Annotated in this window: 14 protein-coding genes; 3 read left to right on the forward strand and 11 right to left on the reverse strand. The window is 60.7% G+C overall.

The features are described 5' to 3' along the window. Positions 1–200 precede the first annotated feature (200 nt). From mtgA to A8C75_RS13365, 3 genes are all read right to left on the reverse strand, one after another. A complete protein-coding gene (gene mtgA, locus A8C75_RS13355) occupies positions 201–914 on the reverse strand; it encodes a monofunctional biosynthetic peptidoglycan transglycosylase (protein ID WP_067383212.1) in 714 nt (237 codons plus the stop codon). Between the two features lie 227 nt (positions 915–1,141). After that, a complete protein-coding gene (locus A8C75_RS13360) occupies positions 1,142–5,980 on the reverse strand; it encodes an NAD-glutamate dehydrogenase (protein WP_067383214.1) in 4,839 nt (1,612 codons plus the stop codon). Positions 5,981–6,372: 392 nt separating this feature from the next. Beyond that, positions 6,373–6,897, reverse strand: a complete 525-nt coding sequence (locus A8C75_RS13365; protein ID WP_227819916.1) for a 3D domain-containing protein — start codon at positions 6,895–6,897, stop codon at positions 6,373–6,375. A gap of 231 nt (positions 6,898–7,128) precedes the next feature. On the opposite strand from A8C75_RS13365, the gene A8C75_RS13370 reads away from it, so the two are divergent. From A8C75_RS13370 to A8C75_RS13380, 3 genes are all read left to right on the forward strand, one after another. Next, complete coding sequence (locus A8C75_RS13370) at positions 7,129–7,629, forward strand: paraquat-inducible protein A (RefSeq protein WP_227819917.1); 501 nt, start codon at positions 7,129–7,131, stop codon at positions 7,627–7,629. 3 nt (positions 7,630–7,632) lie between these two features. Then, entirely contained in the window at positions 7,633–10,239 is a 2,607-nt protein-coding gene (hrpB, locus tag A8C75_RS13375; RefSeq protein WP_335623508.1) for an ATP-dependent helicase HrpB, read from the forward strand. 74 nt (positions 10,240–10,313) lie between these two features. Then, positions 10,314–10,799 (forward strand): DUF6942 family protein, encoded by a 486-nt coding sequence (locus tag A8C75_RS13380; protein WP_157890294.1) that lies wholly within the window; start codon positions 10,314–10,316, stop codon positions 10,797–10,799. A 530-nt stretch (positions 10,800–11,329) separates the two neighbouring features. Here A8C75_RS13380 and minE read toward each other — a convergent pair. From minE to rapA, 8 genes are all read right to left on the reverse strand, one after another. Beyond that, positions 11,330–11,584: a cell division topological specificity factor MinE gene (gene minE, locus A8C75_RS13385; RefSeq protein ID WP_067383220.1), complete on the reverse strand. Its 255-nt coding sequence runs from the start codon at positions 11,582–11,584 to the stop codon at positions 11,330–11,332. Next, positions 11,584–12,396, reverse strand: coding sequence for a septum site-determining protein MinD (gene minD, locus A8C75_RS13390; protein WP_067387307.1), 813 nt, complete (start codon positions 12,394–12,396; stop codon positions 11,584–11,586). Before minD ends, minE begins: the two co-directional genes overlap by 1 nt. A 47-nt stretch (positions 12,397–12,443) precedes the next feature. Continuing rightward, positions 12,444–13,184 (reverse strand): septum site-determining protein MinC, encoded by a 741-nt coding sequence (gene minC / locus A8C75_RS13395; RefSeq protein ID WP_067383223.1) that lies wholly within the window; start codon positions 13,182–13,184, stop codon positions 12,444–12,446. Between the two features lie 82 nt (positions 13,185–13,266). Further along, complete coding sequence (locus A8C75_RS13400; RefSeq protein ID WP_067383226.1) at positions 13,267–13,500, reverse strand: hypothetical protein; 234 nt, start codon at positions 13,498–13,500, stop codon at positions 13,267–13,269. Between the two features lie 222 nt (positions 13,501–13,722). Beyond that, positions 13,723–14,004: a peptidylprolyl isomerase gene (locus A8C75_RS13405; protein WP_067292033.1), complete on the reverse strand. Its 282-nt coding sequence runs from the start codon at positions 14,002–14,004 to the stop codon at positions 13,723–13,725. Positions 14,005–14,086: 82 nt separating this feature from the next. After that, on the reverse strand, positions 14,087–14,569 hold the full coding sequence (locus tag A8C75_RS13410) for an FKBP-type peptidyl-prolyl cis-trans isomerase (protein ID WP_067383229.1): 483 nt from the start codon (positions 14,567–14,569) through the stop codon (positions 14,087–14,089). Between the two features lie 104 nt (positions 14,570–14,673). Beyond that, a complete protein-coding gene (locus A8C75_RS13415; RefSeq protein WP_067383231.1) occupies positions 14,674–16,026 on the reverse strand; it encodes a DEAD/DEAH box helicase in 1,353 nt (450 codons plus the stop codon). A 125-nt stretch (positions 16,027–16,151) separates the two neighbouring features. After that, positions 16,152–19,013: an RNA polymerase-associated protein RapA gene (gene rapA, locus A8C75_RS13420; protein ID WP_067383234.1), complete on the reverse strand. Its 2,862-nt coding sequence runs from the start codon at positions 19,011–19,013 to the stop codon at positions 16,152–16,154. Between the last annotated feature and the right edge of the window lie 195 nt (positions 19,014–19,208).

A 19,208-nucleotide genomic window follows, 5' to 3' on the forward strand; every position in this document is an offset into this window, starting at 1 on the left:
CCTTTTTCCGCCATCCTGCGTTGTTCGTTGTCGCCATAGCCCCACCAAGACTGTGCCTCACGCCTTGGCTGGCGAAAAATGAGCGCGTTCTAAAGCACCACCAAGAATGCAACAGTACACTAGCGCAGCGGCACTCAAAGCCGCCCATGTTAATCCTAAAGTGCCCCGCGCTAGCCGCCGGGGCTATCTGGCAGTTGTCATCAATCGTCGAGGGCCTTGAGCGTGACGGTGCCGAGCTGGCGCATCTGCCGCAGGATCCACTGGCTGCGCTGCTGCACATAGGGGCTGGGCGGCTGGGCCCGGTAGCGATAGGGGTTGGGCAGCACCGCCGCCAGGCGCGCGGCCTGCAGATTGCTGAGCGCACGCGCAGGCGTGCCGTAGTAGTAGCGCCCCGCCGCCTCGACGCCATAGATACCCGGGCCAAACTCGACGATATTCAGGTACACCTCCAGAATGCGGCTCTTGTCCCAGAGCAGCTCCAGCAGCAATGCAAACCAGGCCTCCAGCCCCTTGCGCACCCAGCTGCGGCCCGACCACAAAAACAGATTCTTGGCCGTCTGCTGGGTCAGGGTACTGGCGCCGCGTACGCTGCCGCCATCGAGATTGTGATCCAGCGCCCGCTTGATGGCCTTGAAATCAAAGCCGCTGTGATCGGCAAAGCGCTGATCCTCGGCAGCAATAACCGCCAGGCGCATGGCCGGCGAGATGCGCTCAGTGGACATCCAGCGATGGGCGTACTCATCCGGGTAACCGGCGGGGGGAAAGAGTTCACGCTGAATCAGCCAGGACCAGACAGGCGGGTTCACCACCTTGAGCAGCAACACCAGCAGCACACTGAAACCGACCCAGCCGGCGATGAGCCAGAGGGTCGCCTTGAGCAGCGGGCGCAGCAGATAACGTTTGATCACAGGCACAGCAAATCCGCAGCAGTCGTATAGAGGGCCCTATTGTGCACAGGGACTCAGGCAAGGTCGATGCATGCAGGCAGATTCATGCAAACTGATTCACGGGAAAAGATTGCCGAGATCGGATCGGCGGGGAAAAGGCAGGACGAGGGTTGCGCGACAGCAGAGTGCGTAAAAAAGAGTACCCAGTGGTGGAAAAGGCCGGTGGGCAGAACGCCCACCGGCCTGGTACGTACTTAACCGCCGGCCTGAGCCAGGTCGAACAGCTCGCGCATGGCGACGGTAAAGATTGCACTGTCGTTGCCACTGCTGGCACGCAGCTCGCTGAGCATCTGCTGCCAGCGCCCCAGCAAGGATGCCTGGCGCTCGAGCCAGTCTTCCACCAGCGCTGTCGGATCGGCGCTTTCGGCCCCTTCTTCCAGCACGTTGACCGTCAGTACCCGCATCTGGGTGTTGAGGTCTTCGCGCAGACCGTCGCGAGCCATGGACTGCCAGTGGTTACCGACCTCAATGGCCCGTACCTGCTGATCAAACCAGTGCAGCTCAAGTCGCTGGGCCAGATCGAAGTAGACCGCAGCCACCCGCTCCAGCGCCTGGCCGGTTTGCGCCGCCGCCTCGATAACACCCAGCAGCGCATAGAGGCTGTCCGCTGAGGCCACCCTGGCCGCGAGGGATTCAGGTACACCAGCGTCCACCAGGGCGCTGCTGCGCTGCTGCCAATCGTTCAGCGGCTCGCCCTGCAGACGCTGCGCGATGGTCGGGCTGATCGTGCGGATACCCGGCTGGTAGCGCTCGACCGTAGCCGCCACTTCCAGGGTCCCGCGCTGCTTGAGCAGGAACCAGTAGCTGGCCCGGCGCACCAGGCGCATCAGGTCCAGCATCATGTCCTGCTGCAACTGCGCCGGCACCTGGTTGTCCAGGGCTTCGATCTCGCGCCACAACGGCTCGATATCATACAGCTCGCGGGCAATCACGTAGGCTGCGGCAATGGCCGCCTGGTCGCGCCCGCTGGCCTGCTGCAGATGCTGCATGAAGGTGATACCCATGTGGTTCACCAGCGCATTGGCAATCTGGGTGGCGATGATTTCCGAGCGCAGGCGGTGGTTCTGTACCTGCTCGGGGAAACGCTGCACCAGCTGATCCGGGAAGGCCGTGGCGATGGCCCGGGACAGAAACGGGTCTTGGGTGATCCATGAGCCGGTCAGTTTTTCCTTCAGCTCGGCCTTGGTATAGGAAATCAGTACCGACAGCTCCGGCCGGGTCAGCCCCAGCTGCTGGGCCTTGCGCTCCTGCAATACCTCGTCGGAGGGAATGAACTCCAGCGAACGCACCAGCCGGCCCGACGCCTCCAACCGGTGAATCAGGCGGATGTAGTCATCCAGCGAACTGCGCGAATGCGTTTTCGCGATACTGATGGCCAGCGTCTGACTGTAGTTGTTCTTCAACACCAGGCGGGCGATTTCCTCGGTCATCTCGCGCAGCATGGCGTTGCGCTGCTTGACCGTCATGTCGCCGTTGGCCACAACTTCGTTGAGCAGGATCTTGATATTGACCTCATGGTCGGAACAATCCACGCCACCGGCATTATCGATAAAGTCGGTGTTGGATGCGCCGCCGTGCAGGCAGTATTCGATGCGCCCGTGCTGGGTGAAGCCCAGGTTGCCGCCCTCGCCCAGCACCCGGCAACGCAGCTGCTTGCCGTCAATACGCAGGGAGTCGTTGGCCTTGTCGCCGACATCGGCGTGGCTCTCGTGACTGGCCTTGACGTAGGTGCCGATACCGCCGTTCCAGATCAGATCGACCTGGGCACGCAACAGCGCCGACAACAGTTCTGTCGGTGCCAGACGGTCGGCCGTAATGCCAAAGCGCTGTTTCATTTCGGGGCTGATCTCGATCCACTTGGCGCTGCGCAGGAAGATGCCGCCACCGGTGGAAATCAGGCTGCGGTCATAGTCATCCCAGCTCGAGCGGGGCAGCACAAAGAGGCGCTCGCGCTCAACGTAGCTGCTGGCAGGATCGGGTTGTGGGTCGATGAAAATATGCAGATGGTTAAAGGCCGCCACCAGACGCGTATGGCGCGACATCAGCATGCCGTTGCCAAACACATCGCCTGCCATATCGCCGATGGCCACCACGGTGAATTCCTGCGTCTGGGTGTCGAGCCCCAGCTCACGGAAATGCAGTTTGACCGACTCCCAGGCGCCCCGCGCCGTGATGCCCATTTTCTTGTGGTCGTACCCCTGGCTGCCGCCGGATGCAAAGGCGTCGCCGAGCCAGAAGCCGTATTCCTCGGCGATTTCATTGGCAATGTCGGAGAAGGTCGCGGTGCCCTTGTCCGCCGCCACCACCAGATAGGGATCATCCTCGTCGTGACGCACCAGCCCTTTGGGCGGTACCAAATCGGCCCCCACCAGGTTGTCAGTCACATCCAGCAGTGCGCGAATAAATATCTGGTAACAGGCAATACCCTCGGCCTGAATCTCGTCGCGGTTGCCATTCACCGGCAGCGCCTTGGGCACAAAGCCGCCCTTGGCGCCCACCGGCACGATGACGGCATTCTTGACCTGCTGCGCCTTCACCAGGCCCAGCACTTCGGTACGGTAATCCTCGCGCCTGTCCGACCAGCGCAGGCCACCACGGGCGACCTTGCCGCCGCGCAGGTGTACACCCTCAACCCGGGCCGAGTACACGAACACCTCGAACATGGGCCTGGGCAACGGAATATCGGCGATGCCGTGGGGGTTGAGCTTGAAGGCAAAATAATCCTTCAGCTCGCCCTTGGCATCGGGCTGATAGTAGTTGGTCCGCAGCGTGGCCTGAATCAGCTCCAGAAAGCGCCGCAGAATCTTGTCATCGTTGAGGTTATCGACCTTGTCGAGGCCCTCGATGATGCTGGCGGCAATACGCTCGGTCAGGGCCTGCACCTTGCGGCTGCTCTGACGGCCCGGCTCAAAGCGCGCCTTGAACAGCGCCACCAGCAGACGGGTCAGGTACAGATGACGTCCCAGCGCCTCGGCGATATAGGGCTGACTGAAGCCAAAGCGGATCTGCTGATTGTAACGGGCATAGGCCCGCAGCATGGCGACTTCGCGCCAGGACAGGTTGGCGCCTATCACCAGACGGTTAAACTCGTCGCTTTCGGCCCGCCCGGCCCAGACACTGGAAAAGGCATCCTGGAAGTTCTGCTTCACGTCCTCCAGCACCACCGGCTCCACGCTGTCGTAGCGCAGGGTGAAATCGTGAATCCAGAAACGGGCGCCGTCGCGGCGCTTGACCTTGTAGGGGTGTTCGCCCACCACGCGCATGCCGAGTTTTTCGAGCACAGGAATAACATCGGACAGGATCAGCGGCTGCTGCGGATGGAACAGCTTGAAGCGCAACACTTCGCGGCTCTGCTCCAGCACACGGTAAAAGCTCAGGTTGATGGTGCGACTTGCATCCAGCTGTTCAATGCGCTGGATATCGTAGACCGCGCTGCTGGGACTGAAATCCTCTCGATAGGCGGTCGGAAAGGCGTGGCGATAGTGATTAATCAGCTGATTGCCAAGCTCTTCACCGGCGCTCTCGATCAGGGCGGCGTGCAGATCTTCGCTCCAGGCCTTGGATATCTCGATGACCTCGGCTTCGATGGCCTGGGCGTTAAATTCCAGCGTCCTATCCGGGTCCACCTGCAGCACAAAATGCACCCGTGCCAGCAGCGATTCGCTAAAGCGGGTGGTGAACTCGCAGTCACGGGCGCCGAAGTGTTCAATCAGGCGCTGCTGCACCTGCAGGCGCAGCGCTGTGGTGTACAGATCCCGCGGCACAAAATAAAGGCAACTGACAAACTTGGAGCAGCTGTCACGGCGAATCAGCAGTTTGACCTTGCGGCGCTCCTGCAGATTGAAAATACCCATGGCCATGTCGAACAGCTCATCGTCATTGGCCAGAAACAGCTCATCACGCGGCAGTTCGGCGATGATCTGCATCAGCGCCTTGCCGCTGTGACCATGGGGGTCGAAGCCGGCCCGCGCCAGGGCCTTTTGCGCGCGGCGGCGCAGCAGCGGCACCTGCAATGGCGGCTCGACGTACACTGGCGAAGTCCAAAGGCCGTAGAAACGATGTTCGCCGCAGACATCACCTGCTGCATCAAAGCGCTTGATCACCACCAGATCCTGATGCGCCGGACGATGTACCCGGGAGCGCACGGCATCCTTGGCAAAAGTCAGGGGATCGGAGCAGAGCATGAAATCCCGTTCTTCGGCGCGTAACTCACTGCCGCTGCGGCTGCGCCCGCTCTGGGCGTGCAGTTTCAGGGTACCCAGCTCGCTGCCGGCAACTCGCTTCACGCCAAAGGCGTCTCCGGCACCGCTGAAGGCCAGCTCGTCGTACCCCAAAAAGGTAAAACGGTCGTTCAGCATCCAGTCGCAAAAGGCCGCCGCTTCCGTTACAGAATCAGCAGAAGTACCTGCTTTCTGGACACGAAGCTCATCGCGCAGGCTTTCAAGGCGCCCGCGCATGGCCGGGAAATCCGCCACCGAGGCCCGCACTTCGCCCAGCACTTCGCTCAACTGAGCCTGCAGTGCCTTGAGTTCGTCCGCCGCACTGTGACGATCGACTTCCAGATAGATCAGTGCCTCGCGCAGAGCGCCTTCGGTGCCTTTGTCTACCAGCCCGAGCACGCTGCCGCTGCTGTCGCGGGACAGATCCAGCACCGAGCTGTGCACCACATGAATCGCCATTTCACGGCGGTTCATCTCCATTCGCAGGGAGTCCACCAGAAAGGGCATATTAGGGTGAAGGATCTGAATGACGGTGTGATTGCAGTGCCAGCCATGCTGTTCCAGGTCGGGGTTGAACACCCGCAGCCGTGGTTCGTGAGCGTCGCTTTCGTGAAGAAACTGAAAGCAGGACAAGGTCGCACCATAGAGATTGTCGAGCCGCCGCTCGGCCAGCTCCTCATAGGGTGAGACCCGATAGTAGGCCGCGGCGAAGGCGCCCACCTGGGCAACGGTGTCAGATGCCAACCGGCTTTCGAATAGTTCACCCAGCTGCGCCAGCAGCCGCTTCTTATTATCGCTTCGTTGCTCGGACATCGAATCCTTTAACCCCTTGTTGCTCAGACAGTGCCGAAATCAACCGCAGCGCACAGAACGCGAGTGTGAGCATCCACGGCCAACCTGATGGAATTCAGATTCTCTCAACTCTAGGCGTTATCGAAGTAAAAAGATTGTCAAAGGCTGGGTTTTCTTTGCGAAAACGTACGTTATTAACCTGGGTTAATGCTTGCAGCAGAGATGTTGCATCATTGGCCTGATCTGGAACCAGGGCCCAATGCAAACGGCGCCTCTACCCGACGAAGCCCAGCAGGTCCACGCACCTGCGCCCACACTTTTAGGCTAAAGAGTTATGCCGTGACCGCATCCATGCCCGCCAGGGATGGCGGAGATACTGAAATAACAGGAGGTAACGAAACAGGCGCTGCGGATCAGGAGTCCTGATTTTCCCAGCGAATGACAACGGGCCTTTTGCCCCAGGCGAGCGCAGCATCCTCATCCACACCCATATAGATATCGATCTTGCGGGCCCAGCGGCGGTGCATTTTATCGAGCACCTGATAGCGCCCCGGGAGACCTTCGATTTCGACTTCGGTGCCGGGTTCAAGACCCATGCCCAGCAGATCGCGGGAGACGGCAATGGCCTTGAGGCCAGGCTTGAGGCGGTGACCCCAGGCGCCAATATTGGCCTTGCCCTGAGTCTGGTCTGGCAGTGAATTGTACGCGGTAGCAGTCACCTTGAGCTTGACCTTCGAATCCGCAGCGCCCCCACCTTGCAGCGAATCGAGCGCCAGCGTGCGGATCTTGCCGCTGTTTTTAGCCTGAGCTGCCGTTTTATCGGCAAGCTTTTCGGTAGCCCAGCTGGCATTGGTGCCGGACAGGAAGACCAGGGGCATGGCCAGCAGCACCGTTACCAGCGGGCGCATCAGGCGCTTCGGAAGCTTGTTCAGCATCATAAAAAATACGTTAATTCACTTAATTGCACGCAGTGTGCCAGATAACCGTATCAGCGCCTAGCCTGTTTCTGCGCCTATTAATAATTCTCATTTAGATTCTGTCTGCACCTGGATACAAGACGGCAAAAAAGGTCACAGAAGACTCTCATGTCACCGGACAAATCCGGGGGCAGCGTCTGGCCCGTTCCGGTATCATGCCCAGATCCAACAGCGACAGGAATGGATGTGTCTATGCCACCCTCAACTGGCCCCGCCCTTACGCCTCGCAGGGCCTCACAGCTGCGGCTGCTACTGGTGCTTACCGCCGCCTTGCTGCTGGTCGGCCTCAGCGCGCCCATGCTGACCATCGAACAGTTCCTGTTTATCCAAAGCAGCTTTTCGGTACTGTCCGGCACCTGGCAGCTGCTGCTGCAGGGGCAGTATTTGCTGTTCCTGCTCATCGCAGGTTTCAGTATTGTGTTGCCGACGCTCAAGCTGCTGGTGCTGTATCGCCTGACCGGTGCTGCGATAGAGCACGACAGTCGCCTGCCGCGCTACCTGAAGCTGATGCACGATTACGGGCGCTGGTCGATGCTTGATGTCTTCGTGGTCGCGGTACTGGTGGTGACGGTAAAGCTCGGCGCCATCGCCCAGGTGCAGATTCATTACGGCCTCTATGCCTTTTGCGCCGCCATACTGCTCACCCTTTTTATTACTGCACGCATCAGCCGTCTCCAGCCCGACAATGACTGAGGCATGGCTGCATCACCTGGCACGCCCTACTCCATGACTGCATTACCCATCGACGAGATATTACCCGCCCTGAAACAGGCACTGACCCTGCATACCGAAGCGGTGCTGGAAGCACCGCCCGGCGCCGGCAAAACCACGCGCGTACCCCTGGCGCTGCTGCATGAACCCTGGCTGGCAGGCCAGAAAATCCTCATGCTCGAACCCAGGCGCCTGGCCGCCCGGGCCGCCGCCGAACGCATGGCGCAAAGCCTCCAAGAAAAGGTTGGCCAGCGCGTAGGCTACCGCATCCGTTTTGATACCCGGGTCGGACCTGAGACGCGCATTGAAGTGGTCACCGAAGGCATTCTGACCCGCATGCTGCAGTCCGACCCCTCACTTGAGGGCGTCGGCCTGGTGATTTTCGACGAGTTTCATGAACGCAGCCTGGATGCGGACCTCGGTCTTGCCCTGACGCTGCAGGGCCGGGCACTGCTGCGCGACGACAACCCGCTGCGCCTCCTGCTGATGTCTGCCACCCTCAATGGCGATGCCAGCGCCCGCCTGCTGGGCGGCGCGCCACTGATTCGCAGCCAAGGCCGCAGCTGGCCGGTCGACATCCACTACGGCGCAGGCGCCCAGCCGGGCGAGCGTATCGAGCCGCGCGTTGCCGCCACAGTGATGGAAGCGCTGTACGAAGAGAGCGGCAGCGTGCTGGTGTTTCTGCCCGGGCAACGGGAAATTCGCGAGACCCATCGCCTGCTGCGCGACCAGCTGCATTCATTCAACGCAGGCAGTGATAGCATCCTGCTCAGCCCGCTGTACGGCGACCTCAGCCTGGACGCCCAGCGCAGCGCCATTGCCCCGGCAGCACCCGGCCAGCGCAAAGTGGTACTGGCGACCGCTATCGCCGAAACCAGCCTGACCATTGAGGGCGTGCGGGTGGTGGTCGACAGCGGCCTGAGCCGTCAGGCCGTATTTGACGCCGCCACCGGCATGTCACGCCTGCAGACCCGTCGCCTGTCACGGGCCTCCAGCGTGCAGCGCGCCGGACGCGCCGGGCGTACCGAGCCCGGCCTGTGCTACCGCCTCTGGTCCGAAAGCCAGCAACAGGCTCTCAGCCCCCACAGCGAACCTGAAATACGCCAGGCGGATCTGGCGCCGCTGGCGCTGCAACTGCTGCAATGGGGCATTACCGACCCGAACGAACTGGCCTGGCTCGATGCACCGGCTCCGGGGCCTTACCAGCAGGCGCTGGATTTGTTGCACCACCTGGGTGGCGCGCGGCACGAAGGCCCGCGCTGGAGCCTGACACCCCACGGCGAACGCATGGCGCAGCTGCCAGCCCATCCGCGCCTGGCCCATATGCTGCTGGAGGGGTGCCGACTCGGCCTGCTGGAGCTGGCCTGCGATCTGGCCGCGCTGCTGTCCGACCGCGACCCCCTGGGGCGTGCCCAGGCCGACATAGCCCTGCGGCTTGCCTGGCTGCACGGTGACATCAAGCGCCAACCCCAGGAACGCGCCCAGTGGCAGCGCCTGCGCCAGCAGGTCGAGCAGTTCCGTACCCTGTGCCGCAAGCTCGACGTACCACAGAGTGCGAGCAAGCTATCCCGGGACAATGCCATCGCCGTACTGATCGCCTGCGCCTATCCCGACCGCATTGCCGTGCGCCGCCAACCCCAGGGGCTGGACTACCAGCTCAGCAACGGACGCAGCGCCCGCATGAACCCGGACGACCCGCTGCGCAATGCGCCCTGGCTGGCAACAGCACAGCTGAGCGGGCGCAGTGGTGACAGCGTGGATCGCATCCAGCTTGCCGCTGCGCTGGATCCTGCGCTGTTTGATGGTCCCCTGGCCGCCCTCGTACAGACCCGCGACCAGATTCACTGGCAGGACAGTGAAAACCGCCTCATTGCCGAACGCCAGCAGAAGATCGGCAATCTGGTTCTGGCCCGTGAAGCCCTCAATCGCATCGAACCCGAGGCCCGGGCGGGCGCACTCTGCGCCCTGATCCGCAAGCGCGGCCTCGGCCTGCTGCCCTGGACCCAGAACCTGCAGCGCTGGCGCACCCGCGTGACCTTTGTACGGCGCCAGGCACTGCTGCAGAATGCCAATGCAGGCAGCGATGCCGTCTCAGACACCACTCCAGAAACCGATTGGCCCGACCTGTCCGATCAGGCCCTGCTCGATACGCTTGAGACCTGGCTGCTGCCCTGGCTCGACCGGGTCAGCCATATCAATCATTTCGCCGCCCTGGATCTAAGTGCCATCCTGCACAACCGTCTGCCCTGGCCTCTGCCGCAGCAACTGGACGCGCTGGCGCCTGAGCACTATCAATTGCCCTCCGGCAATCGCGCGCGCATCGACTACGAACAGGATCCCCCGGTGCTGGCGGTCAAACTGCAGGAACTGTTCGGCTGCTCACAGACACCGCGCATCGGCCGGGTCGCTCTGAAATTGCACCTGCTCTCACCGGCACAGCGCCCGCTGCAGGTGACTCAGGATCTGGTGAGTTTCTGGAACAACAGTTACCGCGACGTACAGAAGGATATGAAGGGACGCTATCCCAAGCACCACTGGCCGGACGACCCCATGGCCGCCACGCCTGGCACGGGCATAAAGCGCCGAAAGTAATGGTTCCGCCTGATGAAAATCGCACACCCGACAGCGCACGAAACACCCCTATCGGCAACAAGACGAACAGCAAGATGACAGCTCCGCAGACATCTCCTCAACCCACGGACGAACCTGCGCTCCTCGGCGCTCCCGGTGCACGCCTTGCGCTCTACCTGCCCAACCCACCACTGATTTTGGCCAGCGAGCACGGCAAACTGCACCCCGACATACCCGACCTGATTCGGCACAATGGCAACCACTGGCGCAAGATTTTCAGCATCCTGGCCAAGCTCGGCACACCAGCGGATTGTCGCTGGCAGGATTATCGGGATCTTGAGCTACTGCACCGCCACGAGGTGATCTGCTTTGCCGACGGCCTGCTGCCCACTGCGCAATGGCACCTGGTGGCGGGCAAAGCCAGCTGGCAGCGCCTGGGGTTTGATCCGGGCACTTTCAGCCCGCTCGACGATGAAGGCCGGGTTCTGATACGCGGGAATATACTGCTCACGCCCTACCCCGATTACCGCCAGTTCCCCAACCGCACGGTGGAACAGGTTCGCAGCCGGCTTGAAAGGTGAAAGGTGAAAGGTGAAAGGTGAAAGGTGAAAGGTGAAAGGTGAAAGGTGAAAGGTGAAAGGTGAAAGGTGAAAACAAGATAACGGTATAAAACTGAAGCGCAAGCGGTGGACGATCGCCTCTGCATGTATAGGAGGCCGAATCACATCTAGAATCTCCTGCTGCTTCTGCGGCGGACAGAAAAGCAAAGACGGAGCCCCGAATCATAGAGTTCCGTCTTTGCTTGCCTTTGCAGCCGGGAGCTAGCAACGCCCTCACAAGGTCAGGTTCCGTTCGGGCACGGAACGACAGGCGGGGATTAACGATCCGGCAGGGTTAGGTTCAGCTCGAGAATCGAGCAGTGATCGTTGTTTTCCAGCTGGATGTTTACGCTTTCCTGGTCAATAGCGACGCCCTGCTCGTATAAAGAGCCGGATCACATCGAGGATTTCCTGCTGCATCTGCATACATCTATCGACCAAAACGCAGAAAGGGCAGTCCGAACCCCGAAATACAAGGCTCACACTACCCTTAATAGCTATTATCGACCAGCTTAGCGATCCGGCAGGGTTACGTTCAGCTCGAGAATCGAGCAGTGATCGTTGTTTTCCAGCTGGATGTTGACGCTTTCCTGGTCAATAGCCACGTACTTGCGAATCACATCGAGGATTTCCTGCTGCATCTGCGGCAAGTAGTCCGGTTGCTGACGCTGTCCGCGTTCGTGCGCAACGATAATTTGCAGCCGCTCCTTGGCAACTGACGCAGACGAGTTCTTTGTTTTGCTGCGAAAGTAATCAAAAATGCTCACTACTTACCTCCCAGCAGGCGTTTGAAGAATCCTTTTTTCTGCACTTCAAGGAAGCGGTGTTCAACTTCCTCACCCAGCAAACGCGCCACGGCGTCGCTGTAGGCCTGACCGGCCTCTGTTTCCTGATCCAGTATCACCGGCATCCCCTGGTTTGAGGCCTTGAGTACGGCTTCAGACTCGGGAATAACACCGATCAGCGGAATCGCCAGAATGTCTTCGACGTCCTGCACGCTGAGCATTTCACCGGCTTGCACGCGGGCCGGGTTATAGCGGGTCAGCAGCAGATGTTCCTGCACCGGCTCTTCTCCGGCTTCCACGCGGCGGGTCTTGCTCTGCAGAATGCCCAGAATGCGATCAGAGTCACGTACCGAGGACACTTCCGGGTTGGTAACAACCACGGCGATATCGGCGTAGTAAAGCGCCATCTGGGCGCCCTTTTCGATCCCGGCCGGGGAGTCACAGACAATGTAATCGAAATCACGGGACAGCTCGTTCAGCACCGCCTGCACGCCTTCCTGACTCAGGGCATCCTTGTCGCGGGTTTGAGAGGCCGGCAGGATGAACAGGTTCGGCGTGCGCTTGTCCTTGATCAGGGCCTGATTGAGAGTTGCTTCCTTGTTGATGACATTAACGAAGTCATACACCACGCGCCGCTCACAGCCCATGATCAGATCAAGGTTACGCAGGCCAACGTCAAAATCGATAATAGCGGTTTTAAAACCCCGTAAAGCAAGACCTGTGCCGATGGCGGCGCTACTGGTCGTTTTGCCCACGCCCCCCTTGCCAGAGGTCACCACGATAATTTTAGCCAACACCCTCTCCTCAATTCTGCCTGCTTCACCCGGTTCGGGAGTATTCATCAAAGCGCATCCACATGCAACGTGTCGTCTTGCAGATACACCTGTGACGGCGCCTTCCAGGTTAGCTCGCGCAAACTGTCGCTCAGTTTGAAATTGCCGGCCACGGACACCAGCTCCGCTTCCAGGCTCTGGCAGAAAATGCGCGCCTGTACATCGCCGCGCACACCCGCCAGGGCGCGGCCGCGCAGGGGACCATATACATGAATGTGGCCATCGGCCAGGATTTCGGCACCTTCACTCACGGCGGCCATAACAATCAGGTCGCTGCCCTCGGCGTACACTTGCTGACCGGAGCGGATCGGGCGGGTAATAATCTTGCTGGGGCGATGTACCAGCTTTTCCTCCACCACGGTTCGCACCACCACCTCAGGCTCAGCTGTCGCCGCGACTTGTGGCGGCGCCGGTTCCGGCACAGGGGCACGTCCGCCCTGCCCGGCTGGAATCAGCACCAGCCCGGTGGCCTCCAGTACATCTCCCAGCGCCGCCGGTGCACCCTTGAATGCCATGGGGCGCAGGCCGAAGTCACGACACAGGGCGATCAATTCCGGAAAATCGATGGGCGGTACATCCGCCTCAAGTTTTTCAAGGCTGATAACCACGGGTGTCTGATGGAAAAACATCGGCGCCTGACGCACCTTGGCACTGAGCTCTGCACTGAAGTCGGCACGGGAATAGCGGTACAGTTCGAGTACGATCGCGGTTACAACACTTCCTTTTAACTGGAAGCTAAGTTGATTCATGCACCTGGTCCTTCTGCTGCGGCACTGCGCCGGCCCTAAAGCCGGTCATTCTACTGAACTTGCGCCATCAAGGGATAGCGACTTACAGCTGATGGTCGTGAATGAAGCTATTGAGGCTGTCGTAGGTCCAGGCTGAACCATCGGGGCAGAGGTGGCCGTGCTCGTTGAGCTTGTCGACCATGACCTTGAGATTATCGCCCTTCTTGCGCAAGCCACGGACAAACCCCATGGCCTCGTCAATGCGAAGCTGACGCGCCGGATCAGGCGCCTCATTGTCCTTCTTGCGTGTTACGACCACCTTGATTGATTTGCTCATGCTGCGTTCCTGCGCTGATGATTATGGGCAATATAATGCCGTTTTAAGACGCGCGGGCGCAAGCCTGTACAAAGTCAGGGACAAGCAACAAGATAGGCGAAAGGCGAAAGGCGAAAGCATAACGAATAACGAATAACGAATAACGAAGATATAACGCGGGGCGGGCATAAACGGATCGAGCACTCAACAGCCGGGCGCCATGGCGACGCCCGGTACGCAGGATCAATCCTTGCGCGCGGTCACTTCCAGCAGGTGGTAACCGAACTGGGTCTTGACCGGACCCTGAACCGTGTTCAGCGGCGCGCTGAATACAACCTGGTCGAACTCAGGCACCATCTGGCCGCGGCCAAAGTTGCCCAGATCACCACCACGGGCGCCGGACGGGCAGTCGGAGAATTCGCGTGCCGCTGCGGCGAAATCGCCACCGGCTTCAATGCTGGCCTTCAGTTCCAGACATTTGGCTTCGCTTTTAACCAGGATGTGACGTGCACTTGCAGTTGCCATATTCGCTCCACTCGCTCTGTTGCGTTTGTCAGGCCCGTCAGCTTCGCCGATCAGGGCGTTGCTGACAACCTTTGGAAATCAATTAATGGTGGTGACCGCCCACACCGTGGGCATGGCCGTGGGAGACTTCTTCGGCGCTGGCGGCGCGTACATCGGTAACTTCAACATCAAAGGTGATCGTCTTGCCCGCCAGCGGGTGGTTGGTATCCACGGTCACCATGAACTTGCCGACTTTCAGGATCTGTACCTGGCGCCCGCCCTGATCTGTCTGCACCGTGGCAACCATGCCTGGGCGCCACTTTTTCGAACCCTGCAGATGCTTGAGCGGAATGCGCTGCTCGGAGTCTTCAGTACGCGAACCATAGGCATCTTCCGGTGCCAGGGTCACACTGAATACGTCGCCGGCACTGTGCCCTTCCAGCGCCTTTTCCAGCCCGGCCATCATGTTCTGATGCCCGTGCAGGTACGCCATAGGGTCGCCCTTGCGGCTGTTTTCCAGTTCGTTACCGTCGGCATCGTGCAGGTTGTAATGGAACTGCACCACGCAATCTTTGGTGATCTCCATCGAGTCACTCCCACCAGTTTTCAAAGCGCGCCAGTATCGTGCAAACGCCGCCGACGGGCAAGCCCCGACGGCGGCGTTTGCAAAAGCGCCATCCCTGTGATCAATCAGTCGTCGTCGGTATCCGGCACCGGCGGCTTTTTGGACCGCAGCATGGGGGCGAAACCATCGTCCGACACCACCTTGCTCTTGGCCCGCCCAGGCCTTGGCCGCTCGACAGCATTCTTGAGCTTGTTGCGCGCCTTGCGCCCCATGGGAGCCGCTGCTGCCTGTACCGGCACACGCGGCGGCTTGACCGGTTCAGGCACCAGCCCCTTAAACTTGCCGACCATGCCCGCAATGGTGGAATACTCGATATCCTGCTGCAGCATGCGACGGATACGCGTCAGGCTATCCCAGTCCTTGGGCCCCACCAGAGAGATGGCATCACCCTTGGCACCGGCGCGGCCGGTTCGGCCGATACGGTGCACATACTCTTCGCTGTGCCGCGGCAGATCAAAGTTGATCACCAGAGACACATTGAGCAGATCGAGCCCGCGCGATGCCAAATCGGTTGTCACCAGCACCTGCTGCTGGCCGCGACTGAAACCATCCATGATGCGATTACGCTCGCTCTGGGCCAGCTCACCGCTCAGTGCTGCGGTTTTGAGGCCGCGTTCGCCAAGCCACTGAGCCAGACGTTCGGTATCACCGCGCGTGGCGGTGAAAATAATGACCTGCAGAAATTTTTCATCCTTCAGCAGATGCGCCAGCAGTGCCTGCTTGTGATCCAGATGATCGCATAGGAAAAAGCGCTGGCGGATATCGTCATGGGGCCGGGTAATGGCATCGATGGCGACACGTTTGGGATTTTTCAGCAAATCACTGGCCAGGGTTTCAACTTCGGCATGATCCAGCGTGGCCGAGAACAGCAGCGTCTGGCGCAGGCGGTGATTGGCCGCCGCATTGATCTGGCGCAGCTGTTCGGCAAAGCCCAGATCCAGCATGCGGTCGGCTTCATCCAGCACCAGCATCTCAAGCCCCGCCAGCACCAGGGTACGGGCGTCCAGATGGTTCGCCAGACGCCCAGGAGTGGCGACAACGAAGTCCGGATCGCGCCTGAGCATCTTCTCCTGGTCATTGAAGTTCTCGCCGCCCTGAATAAGCACCCCCTTGAGCTGACTGCCCGCCAGCAGGGAGCGCAGCTGACCATACACCTGGCCTGCCAGCTCCCGTGTGGGCACCAGAATGAGCACACGCGGGTCCCGCTTGGTGAGGGACTTGCGCTTGGTGACCCGCTGCAGGGCCGGTATCAGGTAGGCCAGCGTCTTGCCAGACCCCGTCTTGGAGGACGCAATCAGGTCACGATCGTTGAGCGCAAACGGAATCGACTGCTGCTGAATTTCAGTTGCCTGGCTGAAATTCAGCTGTTCAAGCAGCTTGAGCAGACGTTTATCCAGGGGCAGATCGGTGAATAGCAAGGTTTAACTCCAATCAGGGGTAATGGCCGGCAACAGTGCCGACCCGGAATATGCGCGGGGCCTTGCAGCCTGCCGGGCTTTTCCGCAGTAGGTCAGCGGTAAGTTCGACAGGCTGCTTGACGTGATCACTCAACCACCGCGATGCGCAGGGCATCAAGCTCAAGATGAACCAGATCAATCTGTGCCCGAACCTGCTCCAGCTGCTGCTCCAGCAAGGCGATTTCCTCATCACGAATGTTCGGGTTTACCTGGGCCAGTGCGCGCATGCGGACAATCTCGGCACCCAGCAATTCGTCAGCCCGGGCGCGAGCCTGTTCACGCACCTGCTCATCCTGGGTAGCGGCCAGGGTTTCGGCCCGCTCCACCATCTCGGCAATCTGCGGCCTGGCATGACTCACCAGCGACTGGGCCGTGCGGCGCCCGACGCGCTCGGCCAGCTTGTTGATATGGCCGTGGGCGATGATGCCACTGAGGTTATTGCCGTTGTTATCGAACACCAGGCGTACCGAATGCTGCCCCAGGTAACGCTGCATCTGCAGCGCGCGCGGCGCTGTGCAACGCAGGGTGAAAAAAGCTTCGAGCAACAGAGTACCCGGCGGCAGCGGTGGCAGCTTGAGGCTGCATAGCGCGGTGTTGCCAAATTCGCCCTCACTGACCAGCTCCATGGAGCCACTCACCAGCGGATGCTCCCAGGTAAGGAACTGCATGTCCTCGCGGGACAGCGCCAGAGTGCGCTGGAAGGTGGCGGTAATGCCATCCTCCGGCAGACCCGGCAGACTCGACACCGGCATGTGATTGCCCGGGTGCAGCACCATGCTATCGGGGCCATGGGTCTGCTGTTCGACGCCGAACAGGTCGAACACCCGTTCCATGTAGCTGGCCAGTTCCAGTGAACGAGAGGCCTCGGCCACATGTTCGATCATGCGTGCGGCGGGCTCGGGCTGGCAGGAATTGAGTTCCAGCAGACGGTCGCGTCCGGCCTGCAGCTGCTCCAGCAACTCGTCGGCGCGGTGGCGCGTGTCGTCCAGCAACTGCTGCAGCTGCGCGTCGTCGTAGCACAGCAGCAGCTCGCGCAGGGCCGGGGCGAACTGCTGGAACAGCGCCTGGCCAGCCGGATTGTTGCGCTTGAACGCATTGATGCCCAGGTCAAACCAGTTCAGCAGTACCGCCTGCGGGCTCTGCTCGAAATAGGGCACGTGAATCTGCACATCATTGCGCTGACCGATACGGTCCAGACGGCCGATGCGCTGCTCCAGCAAATCAGGGTTAAGCGGCAGATCAAACAGCACCAGGTGATGGGCAAACTGGAAGTTGCGCCCTTCACTGCCAATTTCGGAACAGATCAGCACCTGGGCACTGTCGTCCTCATCGGCAAAGTACGCGGCGGCGCGGTCACGCTCCAGCAGGCTCATGCCTTCGTGGAAGACCGCCGCCTTGACACCCTCGAACAGGCGCAGCTGTTTTTCCAGCGCCCGGGCCGTGTTCTTGCGCGCACAGATCACCAGCGTCTTGTCTGCACGGTGCTCGCGCAGCCACTCACAGAGCCACTCGACACGCGGATCCCAGTCGAGCCAGTCGTCGTCAAAGCCGGCTTCGGGATGCAATACGGCATCAAGATTGGTGTCCACAAGCACGTCGGCATAGGCCTCCGGCTGCACCAGCGGATAGCGGTAGAGCTCGCGCTTGGGGAAACCCTGGACGCCCTCGCGGGTATTGCGAAACAGTACTCGACCGGTGCCGTGGCGATCCAGCAGACTGGCGATGGCATCGGCGACCAGATGCACGATATCGCCGTCTTCCAGCTCTGCGCGCAGCGGCGCCAGTGCCGTTTCGCCCAGATAGTGTTCCAGCGAGGCCAGCAGCTCAGGTGCATCACGCAGCTGGTCACGCACGTCTTCAGCCTGCAGGCGCTGCACCAGGTTACTGATGGTGCGGTACTCGGACTCTTCGTCACGGAACGCCTGCAGGTCGTGGTAGCGATCAGGATCCAGCAGACGCAGACGCGCAAAGTGGCCGTCCTGACCCAGCTGTTCCGGGGTGGCAGTCAGCAGCAAGAGCCCGGGCGTCGCCTTGGCCAGGGATTCGATGGCGTTATAGCTGTGGCTGGCGGCTTCCTCGCTCCAGCCCAGATGATGGGCCTCATCGACCACCAGCAGATCCCAGCCCGCGTCCATGGCAGCACGGTGACGCTCGTCATCGCCGGTCAGGAAAGACAGACTGCAGAGCACCAGCTGGGCGCTTTCGAACGGGTTGCCCTCGCCGGCCGCTTCCAGCGCCACACAGCGCAGCGGATCCAGAATGCTGAAACGCAGGTTGAAGCGACGCAGCATTTCCACCAGCCACTGATGTACCAGACTATCGGGTACCACTATCAGCACGCGCTGGGCACGGCCACTGAACAGCAGCTGATGCATGATCAGACCGGCTTCCACGGTTTTGCCAAGCCCGACCTCATCGGCCAGCAACACGCGCTGCACCGGGCGGCGCGCGACCTGGCTGGCAATAAAATACTGGTGCGGCAGCAGCTGTACGCGCCCGCCGAGCAGACCATAGGCCTCGGACTGACGATGGCGCTGCAGATGTTCCTGGGTATCGACGCGCAGCAGGAAGGCGTTGTTTTTGTCGACCTGACCCGCGAACAGACGATCCTGGGGTTTGCTGAAACGTACGCGGCTGTCGAGCTCAAGCTCGGCCAGCGTCAGGCTTTCGCCGTGCTGATCGGTACCGTGGTAAAAAAGACAGCCATTCAGCTCCTGGCGTTCGGTGATCTGCAGCTCGATGCCGGAGGTGGTACGAACCTTGTCGCCCACCGGGTATTCGACACGGCTCAGCGGCGCATTGGTCACCGCATAGGTACGCTGTTCTTCGACTGCCGGGAAATTGAGGGTGACGCTACGCCCCGTCTGCTCGACAACAACACCGAGCCCAAGCTCCGACTCCGTGTTGCTGATCCAGCGCTGACCGGGGGAAAACTGCGGCCTTGACAATGTACTTTACTCGCTTCACTGCTGAATGTTTTAGGCTGCGCATAATAGGGGCTGGGGGCTCTGTGGACAAGTCGCAACGCGCCTTGATACCGCCAGCGCGACCTGCAATACCCAGACAGCCGCACCCCAATCATCCTGCGCCCCCCGTCTGCCCTGTTAACGGCAAGCTGCAGGCGCCGGCACAACCTGACCAAA

Source organism: Marinobacterium aestuarii (assembly GCF_001651805.1).
GTDB classification, from domain to species: Bacteria; Pseudomonadota; Gammaproteobacteria; order Pseudomonadales; family Balneatricaceae; genus Marinobacterium_A; species Marinobacterium_A aestuarii.